At 60.4% G+C, this 22,489-nt stretch carries 20 protein-coding genes; 9 read left to right on the top strand and 11 right to left on the bottom strand.

Annotation, left to right across the window (positions count from 1 at the left end; translation table 11 throughout):
* Positions 1-77: 77 nt before the first annotated feature.
* The 4 genes from ACWIKB_RS08750 to ACWIKB_RS08735 are packed head-to-tail and all read right to left on the bottom strand — an operon-like array spanning position 78 to position 3,077.
* Positions 78-695, bottom strand: coding sequence for a TPM domain-containing protein (locus tag ACWIKB_RS08750; protein WP_475266218.1), 618 nt, complete (start codon positions 693-695; stop codon positions 78-80).
* A gap of 28 nt (positions 696-723) precedes the next feature.
* On the bottom strand, positions 724-1,482 hold the full coding sequence (locus tag ACWIKB_RS08745) for a TPM domain-containing protein (protein WP_475266217.1): 759 nt from the start codon (positions 1,480-1,482) through the stop codon (positions 724-726).
* Between the two features lie 33 nt (positions 1,483-1,515).
* On the bottom strand, positions 1,516-2,469 hold the full coding sequence (locus ACWIKB_RS08740) for a TPM domain-containing protein (RefSeq protein WP_475266216.1): 954 nt from the start codon (positions 2,467-2,469) through the stop codon (positions 1,516-1,518).
* Positions 2,469-3,077, bottom strand: coding sequence for a LemA family protein (locus ACWIKB_RS08735; RefSeq protein ID WP_475266215.1), 609 nt, complete (start codon positions 3,075-3,077; stop codon positions 2,469-2,471). The genes ACWIKB_RS08740 and ACWIKB_RS08735 overlap by 1 nt, the downstream gene beginning before the upstream one ends.
* A 248-nt stretch (positions 3,078-3,325) precedes the next feature.
* Between ACWIKB_RS08735 and bglX the strand changes: the two genes are divergently transcribed.
* The gene (gene bglX / locus ACWIKB_RS08730; protein WP_475266214.1) at positions 3,326-5,617 is read left to right on the top strand and encodes a beta-glucosidase BglX; all 2,292 of its coding nucleotides are present in this window, start codon (positions 3,326-3,328) and stop codon (positions 5,615-5,617) included.
* 269 nt (positions 5,618-5,886) lie between these two features.
* Here bglX and ACWIKB_RS08725 read toward each other — a convergent pair whose 3' ends face one another.
* From ACWIKB_RS08725 to ACWIKB_RS08705, 5 genes are all read right to left on the bottom strand, one after another.
* Positions 5,887-7,044, bottom strand: a complete 1,158-nt coding sequence (locus tag ACWIKB_RS08725) for a phospholipase D-like domain-containing protein (RefSeq protein ID WP_475266213.1) — start codon at positions 7,042-7,044, stop codon at positions 5,887-5,889.
* Between the two features lies 1 nt (position 7,045).
* Positions 7,046-7,636: a YceI family protein gene (locus tag ACWIKB_RS08720; RefSeq protein ID WP_475266212.1), complete on the bottom strand. Its 591-nt coding sequence runs from the start codon at positions 7,634-7,636 to the stop codon at positions 7,046-7,048.
* Between the two features lie 135 nt (positions 7,637-7,771).
* On the bottom strand, positions 7,772-8,095 hold the full coding sequence (locus tag ACWIKB_RS08715) for an amidase (protein ID WP_475266211.1): 324 nt from the start codon (positions 8,093-8,095) through the stop codon (positions 7,772-7,774).
* The gene (locus ACWIKB_RS08710) at positions 8,092-9,186 is read right to left on the bottom strand and encodes a serine hydrolase domain-containing protein (RefSeq protein WP_475266210.1); all 1,095 of its coding nucleotides are present in this window, start codon (positions 9,184-9,186) and stop codon (positions 8,092-8,094) included. Before ACWIKB_RS08710 ends, ACWIKB_RS08715 begins: the two co-directional genes overlap by 4 nt.
* Positions 9,187-9,368: 182 nt before the next feature.
* The gene (locus ACWIKB_RS08705; protein ID WP_475266209.1) at positions 9,369-10,256 is read right to left on the bottom strand and encodes an acyl-CoA dehydrogenase middle domain-containing protein; all 888 of its coding nucleotides are present in this window, start codon (positions 10,254-10,256) and stop codon (positions 9,369-9,371) included.
* A 155-nt stretch (positions 10,257-10,411) separates the two neighbouring features.
* Between ACWIKB_RS08705 and olsB the strand changes: the two genes are divergently transcribed.
* Positions 10,412-11,167, top strand: coding sequence for an L-ornithine N(alpha)-acyltransferase (gene olsB / locus ACWIKB_RS08700; RefSeq protein WP_475266208.1), 756 nt, complete (start codon positions 10,412-10,414; stop codon positions 11,165-11,167).
* Complete coding sequence (locus ACWIKB_RS08695) at positions 11,167-11,958, top strand: lysophospholipid acyltransferase family protein (RefSeq protein ID WP_475266207.1); 792 nt, start codon at positions 11,167-11,169, stop codon at positions 11,956-11,958. Before olsB ends, ACWIKB_RS08695 begins: the two co-directional genes overlap by 1 nt.
* Positions 11,959-12,045: 87 nt before the next feature.
* Here the strand turns inward: ACWIKB_RS08695 and ACWIKB_RS08690 are convergent, their stop codons facing one another.
* Positions 12,046-12,645, bottom strand: a complete 600-nt coding sequence (locus ACWIKB_RS08690; protein ID WP_475266206.1) for an acyl carrier protein phosphodiesterase — start codon at positions 12,643-12,645, stop codon at positions 12,046-12,048.
* 168 nt (positions 12,646-12,813) lie between these two features.
* Between ACWIKB_RS08690 and ACWIKB_RS08685 the strand changes: the two genes are divergently transcribed.
* From ACWIKB_RS08685 to ACWIKB_RS08675, 3 genes are read left to right on the top strand one after another with little or no spacing between them, the layout of a single operon-like run.
* Positions 12,814-13,134, top strand: a complete 321-nt coding sequence (locus tag ACWIKB_RS08685; RefSeq protein ID WP_054046859.1) for an ArsR/SmtB family transcription factor — start codon at positions 12,814-12,816, stop codon at positions 13,132-13,134.
* A gap of 2 nt (positions 13,135-13,136) precedes the next feature.
* Positions 13,137-14,303, top strand: coding sequence for an MFS transporter (locus tag ACWIKB_RS08680; protein WP_475266205.1), 1,167 nt, complete (start codon positions 13,137-13,139; stop codon positions 14,301-14,303).
* Positions 14,304-14,325: 22 nt separating this feature from the next.
* Positions 14,326-15,375 carry an alkene reductase gene (locus ACWIKB_RS08675; RefSeq protein ID WP_475266204.1) on the top strand — a complete coding sequence of 350 codons (1,050 nt, stop codon included), beginning with the start codon at positions 14,326-14,328 and terminating at the stop codon, positions 15,373-15,375.
* Positions 15,376-15,645: 270 nt separating this feature from the next.
* Here the strand turns inward: ACWIKB_RS08675 and emhR are convergent, their stop codons facing one another.
* Positions 15,646-16,278: an efflux system transcriptional repressor EmhR gene (gene emhR / locus ACWIKB_RS08670; protein WP_475266203.1), complete on the bottom strand. Its 633-nt coding sequence runs from the start codon at positions 16,276-16,278 to the stop codon at positions 15,646-15,648.
* Positions 16,279-16,543: 265 nt separating this feature from the next.
* Here emhR and emhA point away from each other — a divergent pair, with 265 nt between their 5' ends.
* From emhA to emhC, 3 genes are read left to right on the top strand one after another with little or no spacing between them, the layout of a single operon-like run.
* Positions 16,544-17,698: an efflux RND transporter periplasmic adaptor subunit EmhA gene (gene emhA, locus ACWIKB_RS08665; RefSeq protein ID WP_475266202.1), complete on the top strand. Its 1,155-nt coding sequence runs from the start codon at positions 16,544-16,546 to the stop codon at positions 17,696-17,698.
* A gap of 3 nt (positions 17,699-17,701) precedes the next feature.
* Entirely contained in the window at positions 17,702-20,851 is a 3,150-nt protein-coding gene (gene emhB, locus ACWIKB_RS08660; RefSeq protein ID WP_475266201.1) for an efflux RND transporter permease subunit EmhB, read from the top strand.
* Entirely contained in the window at positions 20,848-22,308 is a 1,461-nt protein-coding gene (emhC, locus tag ACWIKB_RS08655; RefSeq protein WP_475266200.1) for an efflux RND transporter outer membrane subunit EmhC, read from the top strand. The genes emhB and emhC overlap by 4 nt, the downstream gene beginning before the upstream one ends.
* Positions 22,309-22,489 lie beyond the last annotated feature (181 nt).

Genomic DNA, 22,489 nt, shown 5'->3' with positions numbered 1-22,489 from the left:
CTCGGTCGGCTCCCTCTCCCCTCTGGGGAGAGGGCTGGGGTGAGGGGTGGTTCTAAAGCCGAACGAAAAACCCGCCCCTAACCCAATACCACCAACCGATTCGGCAATTCGTTCCTCACCTGCGTCACCGGCACATGCACCTTGAGCAATTCGCCGCACGCTTCGATACACGTCACAAACCCCTGCAACGTCTGGCCCTGCTTCACCTGCTGGGTGAACGCCGCGACAATCGCATCCCAGCTCTTGTTATCCAGCCGTCTGGAAATCCCTTCGTCCACAAGAATCTCCACGTAGCGCTCGGCTTCGCAGACAAAGATCAGCATCCCGGTGCTGCCCACGGTGTGGTGCAGGTTCTGCTCCAGAAACTGCCGGCGCGCCAGGTTTGAGGCACGCCAGTGGCGAACCCGGCGCGGGATCAGGTGGGTGGTGACTTGGGGAATGCGGAACACCAGGCACAGCACGATAAAACTGGCCCACTGCACCAGCAACAGGCTGTGCATGGTCAGCACGCCGCTCAGGTAATGCACGACACCCGGCACCACCAGCGCCAGCAAACTGGCCCACAGCAACGGAATGTACGCGTAGTCGTCGGCGCGGGCCGCGAGCACGGTGACCAGTTCGGCATCGGTTTCGCGCTCGACCCGGGCAATCGCCTCGGCGACCTTGCGTTGTTCGTGTTCAGTCAGTAATGCCATGTTTACCCATGCCTTTTCATTATTGTTATCACCAGCCGCCCGACGAACCGCCGCCCCCGAAACTGCCCCCGCCGCCGCTGAAGCCCCCGCCGCCTCCACCGCCGCCGCCAAACCCTCCACCGCCGAAACCGCCGCTTGAACCACCGGAGCCGCCTCGGCCGGTCGGCAGGATACCGAGCATCTGGCAGATGAAAATAGTCAGGATGAACAACATCACCAGAAAGATGAACACGCCGGGATGGCGCGAGACGAAATCGCTGTCCTCATCACCTCGCGGCTCATAGACAGTCGACGGTTCGTCCAGCGGACTGCCGCCCAACACCACCAGCATCGCTGCGACCCCGTCGCTGATGCCCTTGCTGAAATTGCCGGTCTTGAACGCCGGGGTGATCACCTGGTTGATGATCACCGAACTCTGCGCATCGGTCAGGCGATCTTCCAGGCCATAACCGACTTCGATCCGAAGCTTGCGCTCATCCCGAGCGACGATCAGCAGCGCACCGTTGTTCTTGTCTTTCTGGCCAATGCCCCAGGCGCGCCCGAGTTGATAACCGAAATCGGCGATGTCGGTGCCCTGCAAGTCCGGCAACGTGACCACTACCAATTGCTCACCGGTCGCGGTTTCATGGGCCTGGAGCTGTTGCGTCAACTGCTCGCGCACCGCTGGCTCGATCATTTGGGCGTTGTCCACTACCCGTCCGGTCAGCGGCGGGAACTTCAACTCGGCCTGAGCCGTGACCGCAACAACCCAGAGCAACAGCACCAGGCCGGATTTGAAGATTCCCATCAGCACCTCTTCCTTAATGATTCACCCGGCGCACTACCAACTGCCGGAAGCCCCGCCACCGCCAAAGCTGCCACCGCCGCCCGAGAAACGGTCCGAGTCCGAATCAGAACTCGAACTGCTGCTGGAATCGTCAGAGCTGCTGGAGCTGCTGCTCCAACTCCAACTCGACTCCTGATCAGCCTTCGGTTCCCGTCGCGGCGGGCTGTCATCTTTGGCTGGCACGTATTTGTCAGACTCGGACGGGAAGTATTCCTCTTCTTGCCACGACCGGAGGAACCCCACGATGGGAATCCCCAGGAAGACACCAAAGAACACGAGCTTTACCCACCAAATCCAGTCAATCGAATCCAGCCAGCTCCTTTCCACGGAACGACTGACCACCCTCGGCAAATTGGCTGACCCAAGCATCCTTACGATCGAGGTAGTCCCGGCAATGATCCCTGAGGAGTACAGATCATCCTTGAAATAGGGAACGATCGATTCATTGATGATAAAGCCGGCCCACATGTCATTGATCTGCGCCTCAAGCCCGTACCCTACTTCAATCCGCACCTTACGGTCATCGCGCGCCACCAGCAGCAGGACGCCATTGTTTTTGTCCTTCTGCCCGATGCCCCAATGCCGGCCCAGTTGCACGCCGAACTCTTCGATGCTGTAGCCCCCCAGGCTCGGGACCGTGACTACCACCACTTGATCGGTCGTGGCCTGTTCCAGCCGCTCAAGCATTTGCTGAAGGTAAACCACCGCCGAAGGCGTCAAGAGTCCCGCGGTGTCGACGACTCGCCCGGTGAGCTTGGGAAACAGACTTTCCAGGGATGCTGCCGTTGCAGTGGCCGGTGCTGGCTCGACCTGCGAAACGGGCTGCGCTTGACGCAACACTAACCCGTCCGTGGGTGTTGGAGCCTGTTGCTGCGCCATCACGGCGCAACTGGTTACCAGCCACAGCGACAGCAGCGTGCCTCGCAGCACGCGCTGTACGCCGCCCATCAGAATTTAACTTGTGGCGCTTTGTCGGCGTCCGGGCTGGTGGCTTCAAAGGTTTCGCGGATCGGCAAATCGCTGTACATCACGCTGTGCCACAGGCGACCGGGGAAGGTGCGGATTTCGGTGTTGTACTTCTGCACGGCGAGGATGAAGTCGCGACGCGCCACGGCGATGCGGTTTTCGGTGCCTTCAAGTTGCGATTGCAGGGCCAGGAAGTTCTGGTTGGCCTTGAGGTCGGGGTAGCGTTCGGACACCACCATCAAACGGCTCAGGGCACCGGTCAGTTGATCCTGGGCTTGCTGGAATTGCTTGAGTTTTTCCGGGTTATCCAGCGTTTTGGCATCGACCTGGATCGACGTTGCCTTGGCCCGGGCTTCAATCACGGCGGTCAGGGTGTCTTCTTCATGCTTGGCGTAGCCCTTGACGGTTTCCACCAGGTTGGGGATCAGGTCGGCGCGGCGCTGGTACTGGTTCTGCACCTGGCCCCAGGCAGCCTTGGCCTGTTCGTCGAGGGTCGGAATGTTGTTGATGCCGCAACCCGCCAGCAGGGTGGTCAGCAGCATCAGGGCTGCGACTTGCAGGCTCGAGCGATAGTGAAGTCGTACATTCATGTAGTGGGTGCTCCCGTGCACATTCCGTTGAAAAACAACCTGCGACCTTCAAACCCGGCTGATGAGGCATAATCTGCCGCCACCACTGGATTGCATCGGGCCAATGGGCTAAAAGATGCCCTGCGCGAAAAAGAGTTCAGAAGTGTGCTGCATTTTCCTGAACAACGCCCGAACAACAATAGTCGCTCCCTAAATTTTGGCTGACCGGCGCGTATTCACTGCCGTTTAGGCCTTTGAGAAAACTATTCATGAAGAAGCTGTGTTTGCTGGGCCTGTTCGTCAGTCTGGCCAGTCATAACGTACTGGCCGCCACGACCCCCGCACCCCTGGAGAACAAGGACGCTTTCATCAGCAACCTGATGAAGCAAATGACCCTCGATGAAAAAATCGGCCAGTTGCGCCTGATCAGCATCGGCCCGGAAATGCCTCGGGAGCTGATCCGCAAGGAAATCGCCGCCGGCAACATCGGGGGCACGTTCAACTCGATCACCCGCCCGGAAAACCGTCCGATGCAGGACGCGGCCATGCGCAGTCGGTTGAAGATCCCGATGTTCTTCGCCTACGACGTGATCCACGGCCACCGGACCATTTTCCCGATCCCGATTGCCCTGGCGTCGAGCTGGGACATGGACGCTATCGCACGCTCCGGGCGCATCGCCGCCAAGGAAGCCGCGGCCGACAGCCTAGACATCACTTTCGCGCCGATGGTCGATATCTCCCGCGACCCACGATGGGGCCGGACGTCCGAAGGTTTCGGTGAAGACATCTATCTCGTTTCCCGCATCGCCGGCGTGATGGTCAAGGCCTTCCAGGGCCAGGGCGCCAACGCGGCCGACAGCATCATGGCCAGCGTCAAGCACTTCGCCTTGTACGGCGCGGTCGAGGGCGGTCGCGACTACAACGTGGTCGACATGAGCCCGGTCAAGATGTACCAGGATTACTTGCCGCCGTACCGCGCCGCGATTGATGCCGGCGCTGGCGGGGTGATGGTTGCGCTGAACTCGATCAACGGCGTACCGGCCACCGCCAACACCTGGCTGATGAACGACCTGTTGCGCAAGGAATGGGGCTTCAAGGGCCTGGCGGTCAGTGACCACGGGGCGATTTTCGAGCTGATCAAGCACGGCGTCGCAGCGGACGGTCGTGAAGCGGCGAAGCTGGCGATCAAGGCCGGCATCGACATGAGCATGAACGACACCCTGTACGGCAAAGAATTGCCGGGGCTGTTGAAGGCGGGCGAGATCGAGCAGAAAGATATCGACAACGCCGTGCGTGAAGTGCTGGCCGCCAAGTACGACATGGGCCTGTTCAAGGACCCGTACCTGCGTATCGGCAAGGCCGAGGATGACCCGGCCGACACCTACGCCGAAAACCGCCTGCACCGTCCGGAAGCCCGCGACGTGGCGCGCCGCAGCCTGGTGTTGCTGAAAAACCAGAATGACACCCTGCCGCTGAAGAAAACCGCGAAGATTGCTCTGGTCGGTCCATTGGCCAAAGCGCCGATCGACATGATGGGCAGCTGGGCCGCCGCCGGTAAGCCGGCGCAATCGGTAACCCTGTTCGACGGCATGAACGCCGCCGTGGCCGACAAGGCGACACTGATCTATGCGCGTGGCGCCAACATCACCAGCGACAAGAAAGTCCTCGATTACCTGAACTTCCTCAACTTCGATGCCCCGGAAGTGGTGGATGATCCGCGCTCGGCCCAGGTGCTGATCGACGAAGCGGTAAAAGCCGCCAAGGACGCCGATGTCGTCGTTGCAGCGGTAGGCGAATCCCGTGGCATGTCCCACGAATCGTCGAGCCGTACCGACTTGAACATCCCGGCCAACCAGCGCGAGTTGATCAAGGCCCTGAAAGCCACCGGCAAACCGCTGGTGCTGGTGCTGATGAACGGCCGGCCGCTGTCGATTCTTGAAGAGAAAGACCAGGCTGACGCGATTCTGGAAACCTGGTTCAGCGGCACTGAAGGCGGCAACGCGATCTCTGACGTGTTGTTCGGCGACTACAACCCATCGGGCAAACTGCCGATCACCTTCCCGCGTTCGGTGGGCCAGATTCCGACCTACTACAACCACCTGAGCATTGGCCGGCCGTTCACGCCGGGCAAACCGGGCAACTACACCTCGCAGTATTTCGATGACACCACCGGGCCCCTGTTCCCGTTCGGTTTCGGCTTGAGCTACACCACGTTCAGCGTGGACGACATGGCATTGTCGTCGACCACCCTGAACAAGACCGGCAAGCTCGACGCCAGCGTCATGGTGAAAAACACCGGCCAGCGTGACGGCGAAACCGTGGTGCAGCTCTACATCCAGGACGTGACCGGCTCGATGATCCGCCCGGTCAAGGAACTGAAGAACTTCCAGAAAGTAATGCTCAAGGCCGGCGAACAGAAAGTCGTGCACTTCACCATTACCGAGGACGACCTGAAGTTCTACAACGCCCAGCTGAAATACGCCGCGGAACCGGGCAAGTTCAACGTGCAGATCGGCCTGGACTCCCAGGACGTGACGCAGCAGAGCTTTGAATTGCTCTAACTATCCAAACGCCACAAAACTTGTGGGAGCGGGCTTGCTCGCGAAAGCGGTCTGACATTCAACTGATGTGTTGAATGTTCAGCAGCCTTCGCGAGCAAGCTCGCTCCCACAGTTGATTTGGGTTGAAATCAAATCTTGTGCCCGACACCAATCCTCCTGTAGGAGCGAAGCTTGCTCGCGAAGAGGCCGTCACATTCAACATCTTCGTTTAATGTGATGGCGCCTTCGCGAGCAAGCTTTGCTCCTACAGGGGTATGCGGTGTGGATGACTACCCGCGTCGATCCAGCAGATTCACCACCAGCCGATCCACATAGCCCCAAATCCTTTGCTTGACCCGCCGCCACAGCGGTCGGCGTTGCCATGCCTCGAGGCTGACTTCCTGGCTAAGTGCAAAGTCCTTCTCGAAACTCGCCACCACCGCCGCCGTCAACTTGGGGTCCAGCGCTTCAAGGTTGGCTTCCAGGTTGAAGCGCAGGTTCCAGTGGTCGAAGTTGCACGAACCGATGCTCACCCAGTCGTCCACCAGCACCATTTTCAGGTGCAGGAAGCACGGCTGGTACTCGAAGATTTTCACCCCGGCCTTGAGCAGTCGCGGGTAGTAGCGGTGCCCGGCGTAGCGCACTGATGGGTGATCGGTGCGCGGCCCGGTCAGCAGCAGGCGCACATCGATGCCACGCGCAGCAGCCTTGCGCAGCGAACGGCGGACTTTCCAGGTCGGCAGGAAATACGGGGTGGCCAGCCAGATTCGCTTTTGGCCGCTGTTCAAGGCACGGAACAGTGACTGCAGGATGTCCCGGTGCTGGCGGGCGTCGGCATAGGCGACCCGGCCCATGCCCTCGCCGATGGAAGGTACGCGGGGCAAACGTGGCAGGCCGAAGTGCGAGGCGGGTTTCCAGGCCCGGCGATGGCGGTTGGCGATCCATTGGCGGTCAAACAGCAATTGCCAGTCGAGCACCAGCGGCCCGGTTATTTCCACCATCACCTCGTGCCATTCGCTGGTGTCTTCGCCCGGCGTCCAGAATTCATCCGTGACACCGGTACCACCGACCACCGCCAGGTTCTGGTCCACCAACAGCAACTTGCGGTGATCGCGATAGAAGTTGCCGACCCAACGCCGCCAGCTCAGGCGATTGTAGAAACGCAGTTCCACACCCGCCGCCATCAAGCGTTGACGCAGATTCAGCGTGAACGCCAGGCTGCCATAGTCATCGAACAGGCAACGCACCCGTACACCGCGCTCGGCGGCTTGCACCAGCGCCTGGACCATGGCCTCGGCGCAGGCCCCCGCCTCCACCAGATACAGCTCCAGTTCGACTTGTTCTTCAGCGCGGGCAATCGCCACCAACATGCGCGGAAAGAACTGCGGGCCATCGATCAGCAGTTCGAAGCTATTGCCTTCACGCCACGGGAATACGGCACCGGCCATGTCAGCGGGCCGTGAAAATCAGTACCGCACCCACCGGTACCGACAGACTGATGGCCGACAAACCGGCAACCTTGCGCAAACTTTCCAGCCCGGGGGCCAGGTCGAAATCTTCAGCGTTGATCACCAGCGGCTCCAGGGTCACCACTTGAAAGCGCCGGTCATCGAGCCGGGTCGCCAGCAGTTCAGCGTTGTATTCGTGTTGTTTGCCGTGAAGGCTGACGGTCAGCGGCAAACGCAACTCCAGCTGTGCACCGGGGGCCAGGTCGTTGATCGGTCGCAAGTCGATCTGCGCGGTGATCAGCGCTTCAGGGAAGGTCTGGATTTCGAACAGATCCTTGCGCATCCGCTCGTCACGCAGCGGGATGCCGCTGTTCACCGAGTCCATCTCGATTTCTACTTGCGCCAGGCCCGTCGGCTCGACTTTGCCGTGCAACACCAGAAAGCGCTGCACTTCGGAAATGTTGGCGTTTTTGGTGCTGATGAACGACAGCCGCGATGACTCACCGTCCAGGTACCAATCGGCGCGGGCCGACAGCGTGGCACCGGCCAGCAGCAGGAAGCCGAGGGTTTTGCAGAGGGAGCGGTTGAACATAGAGACTCGTGGGGCAGATAAACCTGAGCGAACCTTAACCGGGCATGGGCGTGTTGCAAACCTTGAAGATCAAAAGATCGCAGCCTTCGGCAGCTCCTACAGGGGAATGGCGTACATCCGTAGGAGCTCGATCTTTCAAGGTGCCAACCGGCATCCTTGGCGCTCGCCGATCCATTGCGCGCTATTGCTGCGCCCCATGCCGCTGGCCGTCACGCGTTTGGTCGCTTCGTCATCGGTAAACCCACTGGTGGGCAACCACTGTTTTACATAGCCACGGCAATACCCGGCGTCGTTGTTCATCACATAACGACACGAGCAATATTCCTTGGCGGTGTAGGCGCTGATGATGTCCGGAAAGGCCCACAGCGCCACTCGCTCTTGCCAGATCCAGCCGAGCAACACCACCAGCAGCAATAACAGAACGCTGACAACGGGGCGACGGCGAACAAAACGGCTCATGGCTGCACCTTCCCGGCAAACGCCTTGAGCGCGAGTTTGAGCAATTCGTTGTGCCGGTAACTGCCATCACGATCATCGCCATAGCGGACGATCACCAGATTTTCACTCGGAATCACATACAGCGCCTGCCCCCAATGCCCCAACGCGGCAAAGGTGTCGGCCGGTGCGGCAGGCCACGGTTGCGCCGCGCCATCCACCGCACGATTGAGCCACCACTGGCCGCCGGGCACGGCCTCGTCCTGATGGGCGCGATACCCGGCAAACGGTTCGCGGTTAAAAGTGACCCAGTCCTTGGGCAGCAATTGCCGATCCCCCCAACGACCGTCGCGAGCCATCAACAAACCGACCCGCGCCAGATCCCGGGCGGTGAGGTAGGCGTAGGACGAGGCGACAAACGTGCCGGTGGCATCGGTTTCCCAAACGGCATGGCGAATGCCCAAGGGCTCGAACAGCGCGGTCCACGGATAATCCGGATAGCGGCTCGGGCCGACGATGTTCTTCAGCGCCGCAGACAGCAGGTTGCTGTCGCCGCTGGAATAGCGGAACGCCTGGCCCGGCGCTGCATATTCATCGTGCCCGGCGGTGAACGCGGCCATGTTCGAATGGCCACGGGTGTAGAGCATGGCCACCACCGAAGATTTCAATGGTGCGTATTCGTAGTCTTCCTGCCAGTCCAGGCCGGAGGCCCAGTGCAGCAGGTCGGCCAGGGTGATCGCCGGGTGATTTTCCAGCGCCGGGTAAAACTTCACCGCCGGGTCCTGCAACGTGAACAAGCCTTCGCCATAGGCCACGCCAAGCACCGCGGCCATCAGGCTTTTGCTGATGGACCAGGTCAGGTGCGGGGTGTCGGCGGTGGTCGCGCCGGCGTAGCGCTCGTAGATCAGTTGACCGTCGCGGATCACCAGCAAAGCGTCGGTGCGGATGCCGGTTCGCGTGGCGTCGTCGCGGGTGGGGAAGGCGTAGGTTTCCATCGCTTCGAGGGCCGGGCCGGTGATTTTCGGGCCTTGTGGCCATTGTTCGGCGGGCCAGTTTTCGGCGTGGGCCGTCAGGCTGAGCAGGAGCATGAAAAGCAGGGACACGCCTTTGAACATGGTGAGGGCTCGGGGGATGGGCCTGCTGAGACTAGTTGAGGTTGGTTACAGTTTTGGCATTTGTGGTGTTAATGAGGCCGCATTCGCGAGCAAGCCCGCTCCCACAGGGATCTTCAGTGATCACAAAATTTGTGTGCAAAGGAGATCAAATGTGGGAGCGGGCTTGCTCGCGAAGAGGCCAGTCAATCCAGCGAAGATCCCGCCAAAGCCTTGGCCAACCGCTTCCCCCGCGCCCCCGACGCCAGATCCATCACCGCTCGATCGCGCTGCCACATCGCCACCCACAACGGCGGCCCACCCGCCAACGCCTGATCCACCTCAGCCTTGAGCCCCTCAAACTGCGCAAACAACCCGCCCAACACCACATGCCCGGCCGCACTACTTGGCGCCTGGCGACTGGCCTCAGCACACCCGGCCAACAGCGCCAGTAAGCGCAGTTGCAGGGTTTGCGGCCAGTCACTGTCCTGACCGACGCCATACAGCCACGCGGTCATGGCGCTCAACACATAGATGTCTTCCAGCGTGCGGAACGGTTTGACATAAGCGTCCCAGCCATCGCCCGCCAGCAACTCGCAGAAGGCATTGTCGAGAAACACCCGACCATGGCTGATGTCCGGCATCAACGGTATGGCCGGGAGTTTTTCCAGGCGCACGCCCGGTTCACCGGGATACACCACCGCCAGGCTCAGTCGCGGTTTTTCGCCAGGCTCTTCGCTGCGTGCGGCGATCAGCAGCCAGTCGGCGGCATCGCCAGCGGTGACGAAATCCTTGCGCCCGTTCAGGCGCAGGTCCTTGAGGCGGGTCTGCATGTCCGCCGGGCGCAGGCTGCGCTGTTCGGTCGCGCACAACGCGCCGAGGCTCTGCGGCGCACTCGGCCAGAGCATGCGCAATGCCGCCTGATACCCCACCAGAAACGCCAGCCCCGGCGTCGCCATCAAGCGTGCGCCGGCCACCGCCAATTCGAACGGCGTGACCGTGCCCAACTGATGCAACAAGGTCGCGAAACCTTCGGCCAGGTCAGCGTTGGCGGGCACGCGTTCGCGGCGATTGAGCAGGGTTTGCCAGGGCATTAAGAGGCTCCTTGTGGGCTGTCATATAAGCATCACCAAAGCTTCATGGCGATGACACCGGGGCTACATAGCCTGACTTTGCACAACACGGCTGCATAAAGAAAGTCGATCGGCTGCAACCCACGACGGGTGCCCGGCCCGTACGGAGATTCACAATGACTCAGATCGCCCGCATCAGCGACACCGGCAATGAACGCCGCCTGCAAGCCGAACGCCTGATCGGCAGCAAGGCCTTGCAAGAAGCCCAGGCTTTGCGTTTCAACGTGTTCAGCGGCGAATTCAACGCCAAGCTGAAAGGCGCTGAGCGCGGTCTGGACATGGATGATTATGATGTTCACTGTGCCCACATCGGCGTGCGTGACTTGAACACCGGCCGTCTGGTGGCGACTACCCGTTTGCTCGACCACACCGCCGCCAGCAGCCTGGGCAAGTTCTACAGTGAAGAAGAATTCAGCTTGCACGGTCTGGTTCACTTGAAAGGCCCGATCCTGGAAATCGGCCGCACCTGCGTCGACCCGGCCTACCGCAACGGCGGCACCATCGCCGTGCTCTGGGGTGAATTGGCCGAAGTCCTCAACCAGGGCGGCTACAGCTATTTGATGGGCTGCGCGAGCATCCCGATGCAAGACGGCGGGATTCAGGCACACGCGATCATGCAGCGCCTGCGCGAACGCTACCTGTGCACCGAACACCTGCGCGCCGAACCGAAAAAGCCGCTGCCGACCCTGGATATTCCCTCGAACGTGATCGCGGAAATGCCACCGCTGCTGAAGGCCTATATGCGCCTGGGCGCGAAGATTTGCGGCGAGCCGTGCTGGGACGAAGACTTCCAGGTCGCCGACGTGTTCATCCTGCTCAAGCGCGACGAACTCTGCCCGCGTTACGCCAAACACTTCAAGGCGGCCATGTAATGAGCCGCCTTCGGGTGTACGCGCGAATTGCGCGAGTGCTTTTCGTGGTCGCGCTGGGATTGACCATGGCCAGTGTGTTTGGCTTGTTCGAACGCGCGGGGATTGCCCATTCGATGGTTCGGCGTCAGCGTTGGTCGCGGTTTTTCATGGCGCGGCTGAGCAACGCCCTGCCCTTTCGCGTGACCGTGCACGGTGAGCTGCCGAAGACGCCGATGCTGTGGGTCAGCAATCACGTGTCCTGGACCGACATCCCGCTGCTGGGCATGATCACGCCGCTGTCGTTCCTGTCCAAGGCCGAAGTGCGCACTTGGCCGGTAGCCGGCTGGTTGGCGGCCAAAGCGGGCAGCCTGTTTATCCGCCGGGGTTCGGGCGACAGTCAGTTGATCCGCAAGCAGATGACCCGTCACCTGGAGCAACAGCATCCGCTGCTGATGTTCCCGGAAGGCACCACCACCGATGGCCGTTCGTTGCGTACCTTCCACGGTCGTCTGTTGTCAGCAGCGATTGACGCTGAAGTGGCGATGCAGCCGGTGGCGATTCGGTATCTGCGCGATGGCGAAATCGATGCGCTGGCGCCGTTCATTGGCGACGATGATTTGCTCTCGCACCTGATGCGTTTGTTTGCCAATGATCGGGGGGATGTGGAGATTCACTTGCTCAAGCCGATTGCGTGCGAAGGTCGCGAGCGTGCGGCGCTGGCGTTCGAAGCGCAGCAGGCGGTGCAGAAGGCATTGTTTGGGGCGATCCCGGAAAAACAGCAAATCCCGATGCGCCCTGCTATCGCAGCTTAAACCCACATCTTCCTGAGCAAACAAAATCCCCTGTGGGAGCGGGCTTGCTCGCGAATGCGATGTGTCAGTCGACAGCAATGTTGAATGTCAGTCCGCTTTCGCGAGCAAGCCCGCTCCCACATGGGTTTGTGCAAACTGTTGCAACTGTGGATAGAACAACCTGAAATCCTCACTCAACGGCTCATACAACACCCGCAACTCCTGCATCGCCCCCGCCAGTTCCTCAGGCTTGGTCAACCGCCGGGAAATCCCCCGCAGCACCTGCGCCAGCACTTCGAAATCCTCGTACGACCCCAACCAGTCATTCGCCACCATGTGCGGCGCGATTTGCGCCAGGCGTTCCGGCAGTTGCGGCTCGCTGGACAGCACCCGGTACACGTCCGAGGTGAACAGCGCCAGCGGCTGATCAGCGTAGAGCGTCCAGTCCCGCGCAAGGCAATGGTCGAAAAACACGTCGAGGACAATCCCGGCATAGCGCCGACGGGTGACGGAAAACCGTGACAAGGCGATGTCCACCAACGGATGGCGGTCGGTAAACACGTCGATGCTGCGATGCAGCTGGATGGCGGCTTCGATCTCCGGGTTGAACTGCCCTTGCAGCCGCCCTTTGACGAAATCGCCGTAGAGGCTGCCGAGCAATTGACCGGGGCGCTGGCCACCGAGGTGCAGATGTGCGAGATAATTCATGGGCGCAGCTTAGCACTGCGCATTCGTATCGACACCCAACGTATCGTTATAACCCGATATACCGATTTACTCGGTCATCAGACCAAAATCATATTGGTATATCGGGATATACCGATTTAAAGTTCGCCCCATCGCGATATAGCGTTTTACTCATCACGAGCCCACACCATGACCCTAGACCTCGACGAAATAATAAAAGCCCTGGCACACCCAGTACGCCGAGACATCCTCATCTGGCTGAAAGACCCCAAGGTCCAGTTTCCGGAACAGATCCACAACCACGAGTACGGCATTTGCGCCGGGCAGATCGATCAACGCTGCGGCCTGTCGCAGTCGACCGTGTCCGCGCATTTGGCAACGCTGCAGCGTGCGGGTCTGATCAGCAGCCAGAAAGCCGGTCAATGGCACTTCTTCAAACGCAACGAGGACGTGATACAGGCGGCCCTCGACGCCATCGTCAAAGAGCTCAGCGCTCCGACAAGGAATTAACAATGCCCCTCTCGCTACTCATTCTGGCCCTGAGCGCCTTCGCCATCGGCACCACCGAGTTCGTCATCATGGGCCTGCTGCCCGATGTGGCGGCCGACCTCGGTGTATCGATCCCGGGCGCCGGCTGGCTGGTGACCGGTTACGCCCTGGGCGTGGCCATCGGTGCGCCGTTCATGGCACTGGCCACCGCCCGCTTGCCGCGCAAGGCCGCCCTGGTAGCGTTGATGGGGATTTTCATTGTCGGCAACCTGCTTTGCGCCATGGCCAGTGACTACAACGTGCTGATGTTCGCCCGTGTGGTCACCGCCCTGTGCCACGGCGCGTTCTTCGGTATCGGTTCGGTGGTAGCGGCAGGCCTGGTGCCGGCCAACAAACGCGCTTCAGCCGTGGCCCTGATGTTCACCGGTTTGACCCTGGCCAACGTCCTCGGCGTGCCGTTGGGCACTGCGCTCGGTCAGCAATATGGCTGGCGTTCGACCTTCTGGGCGGTGACCGTCATCGGCGTGATCGCACTGATCGGCCTGATCCGTTTCCTGCCGGCCAAGCGTGATGAAGAAAAACTCGACATGCGTGCCGAACTGCGCGCCCTCAAAGGCGCCGGGATCTGGCTGTCGTTGAGCATGACCGCGTTGTTCGCCGCCTCGGTCTTCACCCTGTTCACCTATGTGGCACCGCTGTTGGGCGAAGTCACCGGTGTCTCGCCACGCGGCGTGACCTGGACCCTGATGCTCATCGGCCTGGGCCTGACGGTCGGCAACATCATCGGCGGCAAGCTCGCGGACAAAGGCATGGCGGCGACGCTGATCGGTGTGTTCATCACCATGGCAGTGGTTTCCACCGTGCTGACCTGGACCAGCGTTGCGCTGATCCCGACTGAAATCACCCTGTTCCTCTGGGCCACCGCGTGTTTCGCCGCCGTACCGGCCCTGCAAGTGAACGTGGTGACCTTCGGCAAAGCGGCACCGAACCTGGTGTCGACCCTGAACATCGGCGCGTTCAACGTCGGCAACGCACTCGGTGCCTGGGTCGGCGGCAGCGTCATCGCCCACGGCTTCGGGCTGACCAGCGTGCCACTCGCGGCTGCCGCACTGGCGGTACTCGCCCTGCTGGTAACCCTGATTACTTTCCGTCAGAGCGGTAACCCCGAACTGGCCCCTGCTACCAACTGAAACCTCACGAGGGTTGTATTTCATGACGACTATTTTCGATCCGATCAAACTGGGCGACCTCGAGTTGGCCAACCGCATCATCATGGCACCGCTGACCCGCTGCCGCGCCGACGAAGGCCGTGTGCCGAACGCGTTGATGGCCGAGTACTACGTACAACGTGCCTCGGCCGGCCTGATCCTCAGCGAAGCCACCTCGGTTACACCGATGGGCGTCGGCTACCCGGACACCCCGGGCATCTGGTCCAACGACCAGGTACGCGGCTGGGCCAACGTGACCAAAGCGGTCCACGCGGCCGGCGGCAAAATTGTCCTGCAACTGTGGCACGTCGGCCGGGTTTCCCACCCGTCGTACCTGAACGGCGAAGCACCGGTCGCACCGAGCGCCATCCAGCCGAAAGGTCACGTCAGCCTGGTTCGTCCGTTGGCCGACTACCCAACCCCACGCGCCCTGGAAATCGCTGAAATCGCTGATGTCGTCGACGCTTACCGCGTCGGTGCCGAAAACGCCAAGGCTGCCGGTTTCGACGGCGTGGAAATCCACGGCGCCAACGGCTACCTGCTCGACCAATTCCTGCAAAGCAGCACCAACCAGCGCACCGACAACTACGGCGGCTCCCTGGAAAACCGTGCACGCCTGCTGCTGGAAGTGACGGATGCCGCGATCGAAGTCTGGGGCGCCGGCCGTGTCGGTGTGCACCTGGCACCGCGCGCTGATTCCCATGACATGGGCGATGACAACCTGTCTGAGACCTTCACTTACGTGGCTCGCGAATTGGGCAAACGTGGCATCGCCTTCATTTGCTCCCGCGAGAAAGAAGCCGGCGACAGCCTGGGCCCGCAATTGAAAGAAGCCTTCGGCGGCCCGTACATTGCCAACGAGCGCTTCACCAAGGACAGCGCCAACGCCTGGCTGGCCGAAGGCAAGGCCGATGCGGTCGCGTTCGGCGTACCGTTCATTGCCAACCCGGACCTGCCTGCACGCTTGAAGGCAGACGCGCCGCTTAACGAAGCGCGCCCGGAACTGTTCTACGCCAAGGGCCCGGTCGGTTATATCGACTATCCAACGCTGTAAACCTCGCTGACATTAAAAAGCCCCGACTCGAAAGAGCCGGGGCTTTTTTGTGTGCAGCGCTCAAAAGACCGCAAGATTCGGACGCTGCCGCGGGTTTATTTACAGTCATTCACACGCACGAAACAAAATCCCTACAAATTACGTAGCTCACTACCTATCAACCTGCTACTAGTGCGTATATAAAAGCACATCAAGGTGCCGAGGCGCGCAAAGCAGATTTTGCTGCTGCCTAGAGCATTGAAACAACCTGATCCAATTACGCATTTTGTTTCATTTGCGCAGGCTGGGGCTCAAGCGCAGCATATCCAACCCTGTATCGACCCACCGCTCGGCTTCGGCGTGCAGCTCGAAGCTGTCCGGCGCCAGCAACCACTGATACAGGATGCCGTCGATGTAGGCATGCAGGCTGATCGCCGCGCGAGCCGTGTCGAGATCTTCCGGCAATTGGCCCCGATTCACCGCGTTCGTCAGGGCCAGGGCAATTCGCACGTTGCAGTCTAAGCTGACCGTCCGGCGTTGCTGGCGCAGGTCACACATTTCATCGGTGAATTCGCACTTATGAAACAGAATCTCATTGATGCGTCGGGTTTTCGGGTCCAGAGCAACTTGATGAAACAAATGAGTCAGCAGCTTGCGCATACAGCCCAGCGGATCGAGTTCGTCCTCGCTCTCGCTGGCCTTGGCCATTTCATCCAGAGGCTCATGCAAGGTATCGAGCATCGCCTGCACCAGGTCCGCCTTGTTGCTGAAATGCCAGTAGATGGCCCCGCGAGTCACGCCGGCCAAGGTCGCGATGTCCGCCAGTGTCGTGCGCGCCACGCCCCTTTCATAAAAGGCTTTCTCTGCCGCTTCGAGTATCTGGCTACGGGTTTCTTGAGCTTCCTCTTTGGTACGACGGACCATGGCAGTACAACCTCAATCAGGATGCTTCAGCGATGTCTGAATATGCGCTGAATAAAAGTGGAGCGAACGTTCTCGGACGTCGTCCCCGGCCTACAATTCAAACCTTTAAGCGGCATTTGTAACGGTGTGGGTACGCAGCCAAGGTATTTACAAACAACCATGAACGTAAGTATATTCCTTAGCAAGCTACTTATCCACTCAGCGCACATTTTTTAACCTTCCACATTTCTAGTGCGCATCTTGCGCGCCTGACCCGAGGATTTTCATGCAATTCAAGCCAGCTGTTACCGCTCTGGTCACCGCCGTCGCCCTCGCATCGCTGCTCAGCGGATGTAAAAAGGAAGAGGCACCTCCTGCCGCTCCCGCCCCTCAGGTCGGCGTCGTCACCCTGCAACCTCAAGCCTTTACCCTGACATCCGAACTTCCAGGCCGTACCAGTGCGTACCGCATCGCCGAAGTCCGCCCTCAGGTCAACGGCATCATTCTCAAGCGCCTGTTCAAGGAAGGCGGCGACGTCAAGGCTGGCCAGCAGCTCTATCAGATCGATCCGTCGGTCTATGAAGCCACTCTGAAAAGCGCCGAAGCCAACCTGCAACAGACCAAGTCGATCTCCGATCGCTACAAGCAACTGGTCAATGAGCAAGCCGTCAGCCGTCAGGAATACGACACCGCCACGGCCAATCGTTTGCAATCGGAAGCGTCCCTGCAGTCGGCCCAGATCAACGTGCGCTACACCAAGGTCTACGCACCGATCACCGGTCGTATCGGCCGCTCTTCGGTGACCGAAGGCGCGCTGGTCACCAGCGGCCAGACCGATGCGATGGCAGTCATCCAGCAGTTGGACCCGATCTACGTAGACGTCACCCAGTCTTCGGTGGAGTTGCTTGAACTGCGTCGCGAACTGGAAAGCGGTCGCCTGCAAAAGGCTGGCGACAACTCGGCCGCGGTCAAGCTGACCCTGGAAGATGGCAGCCAGTACAAGCAGGACGGCAAACTGGAATTCTCCGAAGTCTCGGTTGACCAGACCACCGGTTCCGTCACCCTGCGCGCCGTGTTCCCCAACCCTGATCACACCCTGCTGCCCGGCATGTTCGTGCACGCCCAGTTGCAATCCGGTGTGAACAGCGCGGCGATCCTCGCGCCACAACAAGGCATCACCCGTGACCTCAAAGGCACCCCGACCGCACTGGTCGTCGGTCCCGATAACAAGGTCGAGCTGCGTCAGCTCAAGGCCAGCCGTACAGTCGGCAGCCAATGGTTGATCGAAGACGGTCTCAAGGCAGGCGATCGCCTGATTACCGAAGGGCTGCAATTCGTCAAACCTGGCGTTGAAGTCAAGGCCACTGAAGCAACTAACGTTGGCAAGAACCCGGCCCCCGCTCAGACAGCTGATAAGGCTTACAGCGGCAAAGGGGAGTAAACCATGTCGAAATTTTTTATCGACCGTCCGATTTTCGCTTGGGTAATAGCCCTGGTGATCATGCTGGTCGGGGCTCTATCGATCCTCAAACTGCCCATCAACCAGTACCCGAGCATTGCGCCGCCGGCCATTGCGATCTCCGTGACCTACCCAGGCGCGTCCGCACAAACCGTGCAGGACACCGTGGTGCAGGTCATCGAGCAACAGCTCAACGGTATCGATAACCTGCGTTATGTGTCGTCGGAAAGTAACTCCGACGGCAGCATGACCATTACCGCGACTTTCGAGCAGGGCACCAACTCCGATACCGCGCAGGTTCAGGTCCAGAACAAACTGAACCTGGCCACCCCGCTGCTGCCGCAAGAAGTGCAGCAACAGGGTATTCGCGTGACCAAGGCAGTGAAAAACTTCCTGCTGGTCATCGGCGTAGTGTCGCAAGACGGCAGCATGTCCAAGGACGACCTGTCCAACTACATCGTGTCGAACATGCAGGACCCGATTTCCCGGACCGCCGGTGTCGGTGACTTCCAGGTCTTCGGTGCCCAGTACGCAATGCGGATCTGGCTCGACCCTGCCAAGCTGAACAACTACAACCTGACCCCGGCCGATGTCAGTGCCGCGATCTCGGCACAGAACGTTCAAATCTCCTCCGGTCAACTCGGCGGTTTGCCAGCGTTGCCTGGCCAGCAATTGAACGCCACGATCATCGGCAAGACCCGTCTGCAGACTGCCGAGCAGTTCAAGGCAATCCTGCTGAAGGTCAACAAGGACGGCTCGCAAGTGCGTGTCGGTGATGTCGCCGATGTCGGTCTGGGTGGTGAGAACTCCAGTATCGCGGCCCAGTTCAACGGCAAGCCGGCTTCCGGTCTGGCGGTGAAACTGGCCAACGGCGCCAACGCCCTTGATACGGCCAAGGCCCTGCGTAAAACCATCAACGACCTGAAACCGTTCTTCCCTGAAGGGATGGAAGTGGTGTTCCCGTACGACACCACTCCGGTGGTGACCGAGTCGATCAAGGGTGTGGTTGAAACCCTGGTCGAAGCGATCGTGCTGGTGTTCCTGGTGATGTTCCTGTTCCTGCAGAACTTCCGCGCCACCGTCATCACCACGATGACTGTACCGGTGGTATTGCTGGGTACGTTCGGGATCCTCGCGGCGTTCGGTTTCAGCATCAACACCCTGACCATGTTCGGTATGGTGTTGGCCATCGGCTTGCTGGTGGACGATGCCATCGTCGTGGTGGAAAACGTCGAACGGGTAATGAGCGAGGAAGGACTGTCGCCCAAGGAAGCCACCAAGAAATCCATGGGGCAGATCCAGGGTGCACTGGTCGGTATCGCGCTGGTGCTGTCGGCGGTACTGCTGCCAATGGCATTTTTCAGCGGTTCCACCGGTGTGATCTACAAACAGTTCTCGATCACCATCGTCTCGGCCATGGCCCTGTCGGTAATGGTTGCGCTGATCTTCACCCCGGCACTTTGCGCCACCATGCTCAAGGCGATTCCGAAAGGCGAGCACGGCACACCGAAACGCGGCTTCTTTGGCTGGTTCAACCGTAACTTCGACCGTGGCGTCAAAAGCTACGAGCGCGGTGTCGGCAACATGCTCAAGCACAAGATCCCGTACCTGCTGGCTTACCTGCTGATCATCGTCGGCATGATCTGGTTGTTCACCCGCATCCCGACGGCGTTCCTGCCGGAAGAAGACCAGGGTGTACTGTTCGCCCAGGTGCAAACCCCGGCCGGTTCCAGTGCCGAACGCACCCAAGTGGTGATCGACGAGATGCGTTCCTACCTGCTGGAGAAAGAATCCGGCGCGGTAGCCTCGGTGTTCACCGTGAACGGCTTCAACTTCGCCGGTCGCGGCCAGAGCTCTGGCCTGGCGTTCATCATGCTCAAGCCATGGGGCGAGCGTAACGCTGACAACAGCGTGTTTGCCCTGGCAGGCCGTGCCCAACAGCATTTCTTCACCTTCCGCGATGCCATGGTGTTTGCCTTCGCACCGCCGGCGGTACTGGAGTTGGGTAACGCCACCGGTTTCGACGTGTTCCTGCAAGACCGTGCCGGTATCGGTCACGACAAGCTGATGGCTGCGCGTAACCAGTTCCTCGGCATGGCCGCACAGAGCAAGGTGCTGTATCAGGTGCGTCCTAACGGCCTGAACGACGAGCCGCAATACCAGCTCGAAATCGACGACGAGAAAGCCAGCGCCCTGGGCCTGACCCTCTCCGACATCAACAGCACGCTGTCGATCTCCTTCGGTAGTAGCTATGTGAACGACTTTATCGACCGTGGTCGGGTGAAGAAGGTTTACGTTCAAGGCAAACCTGGCTCGCGGATGAGCCCGGAAGACTTGAAGAAGTGGTATGTGCGCAACAGCGCGGGCACCATGGTGCCGTTCTCCGCGTTCGCCAAGGGCGAGTGGGTGTACGGTTCGCCGAAACTGGCCCGTTACAACGGCGTAGAAGCGATGGAAATCCTTGGGGCTCCGGCACCAGGCTATTCCACCGGTGAAGCCATGGCCGAAGTTGAAGCCATTGCCAAGAAACTGCCGGCAGGTGTGGGTATTTCCTGGACAGGTTTATCCTACGAGGAGCGGCTGTCCGGCTCCCAGGCGCCAGCGCTTTACGCCCTGTCGCTGCTGATGGTGTTCCTGTGTCTGGCGGCCCTGTATGAAAGCTGGTCGATTCCGATCGCGGTCATGCTCGTGGTGCCGTTGGGGATTATCGGTGCGTTGATGGCCACCAGCCTGCGCGGTCTGTCCAACGACGTGTACTTCCAGGTGGGTCTGTTGACGACCATCGGTCTGGCATCGAAAAACGCCATTCTGATCGTCGAGTTCGCCAAGGCACTGCACGAGCAAGGCAAGTCCCTGCGCGAGGCGGCCATCGAGGCCTGCCGCATGCGTCTGCGACCGATCATCATGACGTCGCTGGCCTTCGTTCTCGGTGTGGTTCCGCTGGCCATCTCCACGGGCGCCGGTTCGGGTAGCCAGCATGCGATCGGCACCGGGGTAATTGGCGGTATGATCACCGCCACGATCCTGGCGATCTTCTGGGTCCCACTGTTCTTCGTCACCGTGTCGTCCATCGGCCAGCGTAATAAAGCCGACGAGGATGACGCCAATGAAACTCCTAAAGAGGCTGGCCAATGAGCAAGTCGCTACTCTCCCTAGCTGTTGCCGCTTTCGTGCTCGGTGGCTGCTCGCTGATTCCTGACTATCAGCAGCCCGCAGCACCGGTGGCGAATCAGTTCCCGCAAGGTCCGGCGTATTCGCCGGCCCAGGCGCCGAACCAGGCTGCGGCCGAACAAGGCTGGAAGCAGTTTTTCCATGACCCGGCGCTGCAGCAGATGATCCAGGTCGCCCTGGAAAACAACCGTGACCTGCGTGTCGCAGCCCTGAACATCGACGCCTTCGCGGCCCAATACCGCATCCAGCGTGCCGATCTGTACCCGGCTGTTTCGGCCAACGGCACCGGTAGCCGCCAGCGTGTTCCGGCGGACGCCTCGCAAACCGGCCGAGCGGGCATCACCAGTTCCTACTCGGCTACGGTCGGTATCAGCGCCTATGAACTCGACCTCTTCGGTCGGGTTCGCAGCCTGAGCGAAGAAGCCCTGCAGAAGTACTTCGCCACCGAAGAAGCACGGCGTAGTACCCAGATCAGCCTGGTGGCCAGTGTGGCCAACGCCTACCTGACCTGGCAGGCCGACAAGGAACTGCTGAAGCTGACCCAGGACACCCTCGGCGCGTTCGAGGAGAGCTACAAGCTCACCTCCCGCAGCAACGAAGTGGGTGTCGCCTCGGCCCTGGACCTGGCCCAGTCGCGTACCTCGGTGGAAAACGCCCGGGCGCAACTGGCCAAGTACACCCGTCAGGTCGCCCAGGATGAAAACAGCCTGGTGCTGCTGCTCGGCACTGGCGTCCCGGCCAACCTGCAAGCGGCCAAGCCTTTGTCGGACGACCTGCTGAGCGATGTACCGCCGGGCCTGCCGTCGGACTTGCTGCAACGCCGTCCGGACATCCTCCAGGCCGAATACAACCTGAAGGCTGCCAACGCCAACATCGGCGCGGCGCGGGCTGCGTTCTTCCCGAGCATCAGCCTGACCGCCAATGCCGGGACCCTGAGCCCGGACCTGTCCGGTCTGTTCAAGGGTGGTTCGGGGACCTGGCTGTTCTCGCCGCAGATCAACCTGCCGATCTTCAACGCCGGCAGCCTGCGCGCCAGCCTGGATTACTCGAAAATCCAGAAAGACATCGGCGTGGCGAACTACGAGAAGTCCATTCAAACGGCCTTCCAGGAAGTCGCCGACGGCCTGGCCGCTCGCCAGACCTACACCGAGCAGTTGCAAGCCCAGCGTGATTTCGTCACTGCGAACCAGGACTACTACCGTCTGGCCGAGCGTCGCTACCGCATTGGTGTCGACAGCAACCTGACCTTCCTCGATGCCCAGCGTCAGCTGTTCAGTGCCCAACAGGCGCTGATCACCGACCGTTTGGCGCAATTGAACAGCGCAGTCAATCTGTACAAGGCGCTGGGTGGTGGCTGGAACGAACAAACGGCGAAGAACGAGCCGTTGAAAGAAGAAGCGCCGAAGTTGAAGTTGTTCTGATAGCGCTTTGAACACAAGAAGCCCACCGATTGGTGGGCTTTTTGTTGGCTGCGGGAAAGATGTATCGCCCGGTCTGACGCCATCGCGAGCAAGCTCGCTCCCACATTAGATTTGCGCTCACCACAGTCCCCTGTGGGAGCGGGCTTGCTCGCGAAGAGGCCAGCCAACACAACACAAAACC

It is taken from the genome of Pseudomonas sp. 5Vm1k, from assembly GCF_056161485.1.
This window is presented reverse-complemented; position numbering and strand designations above follow the sequence as displayed.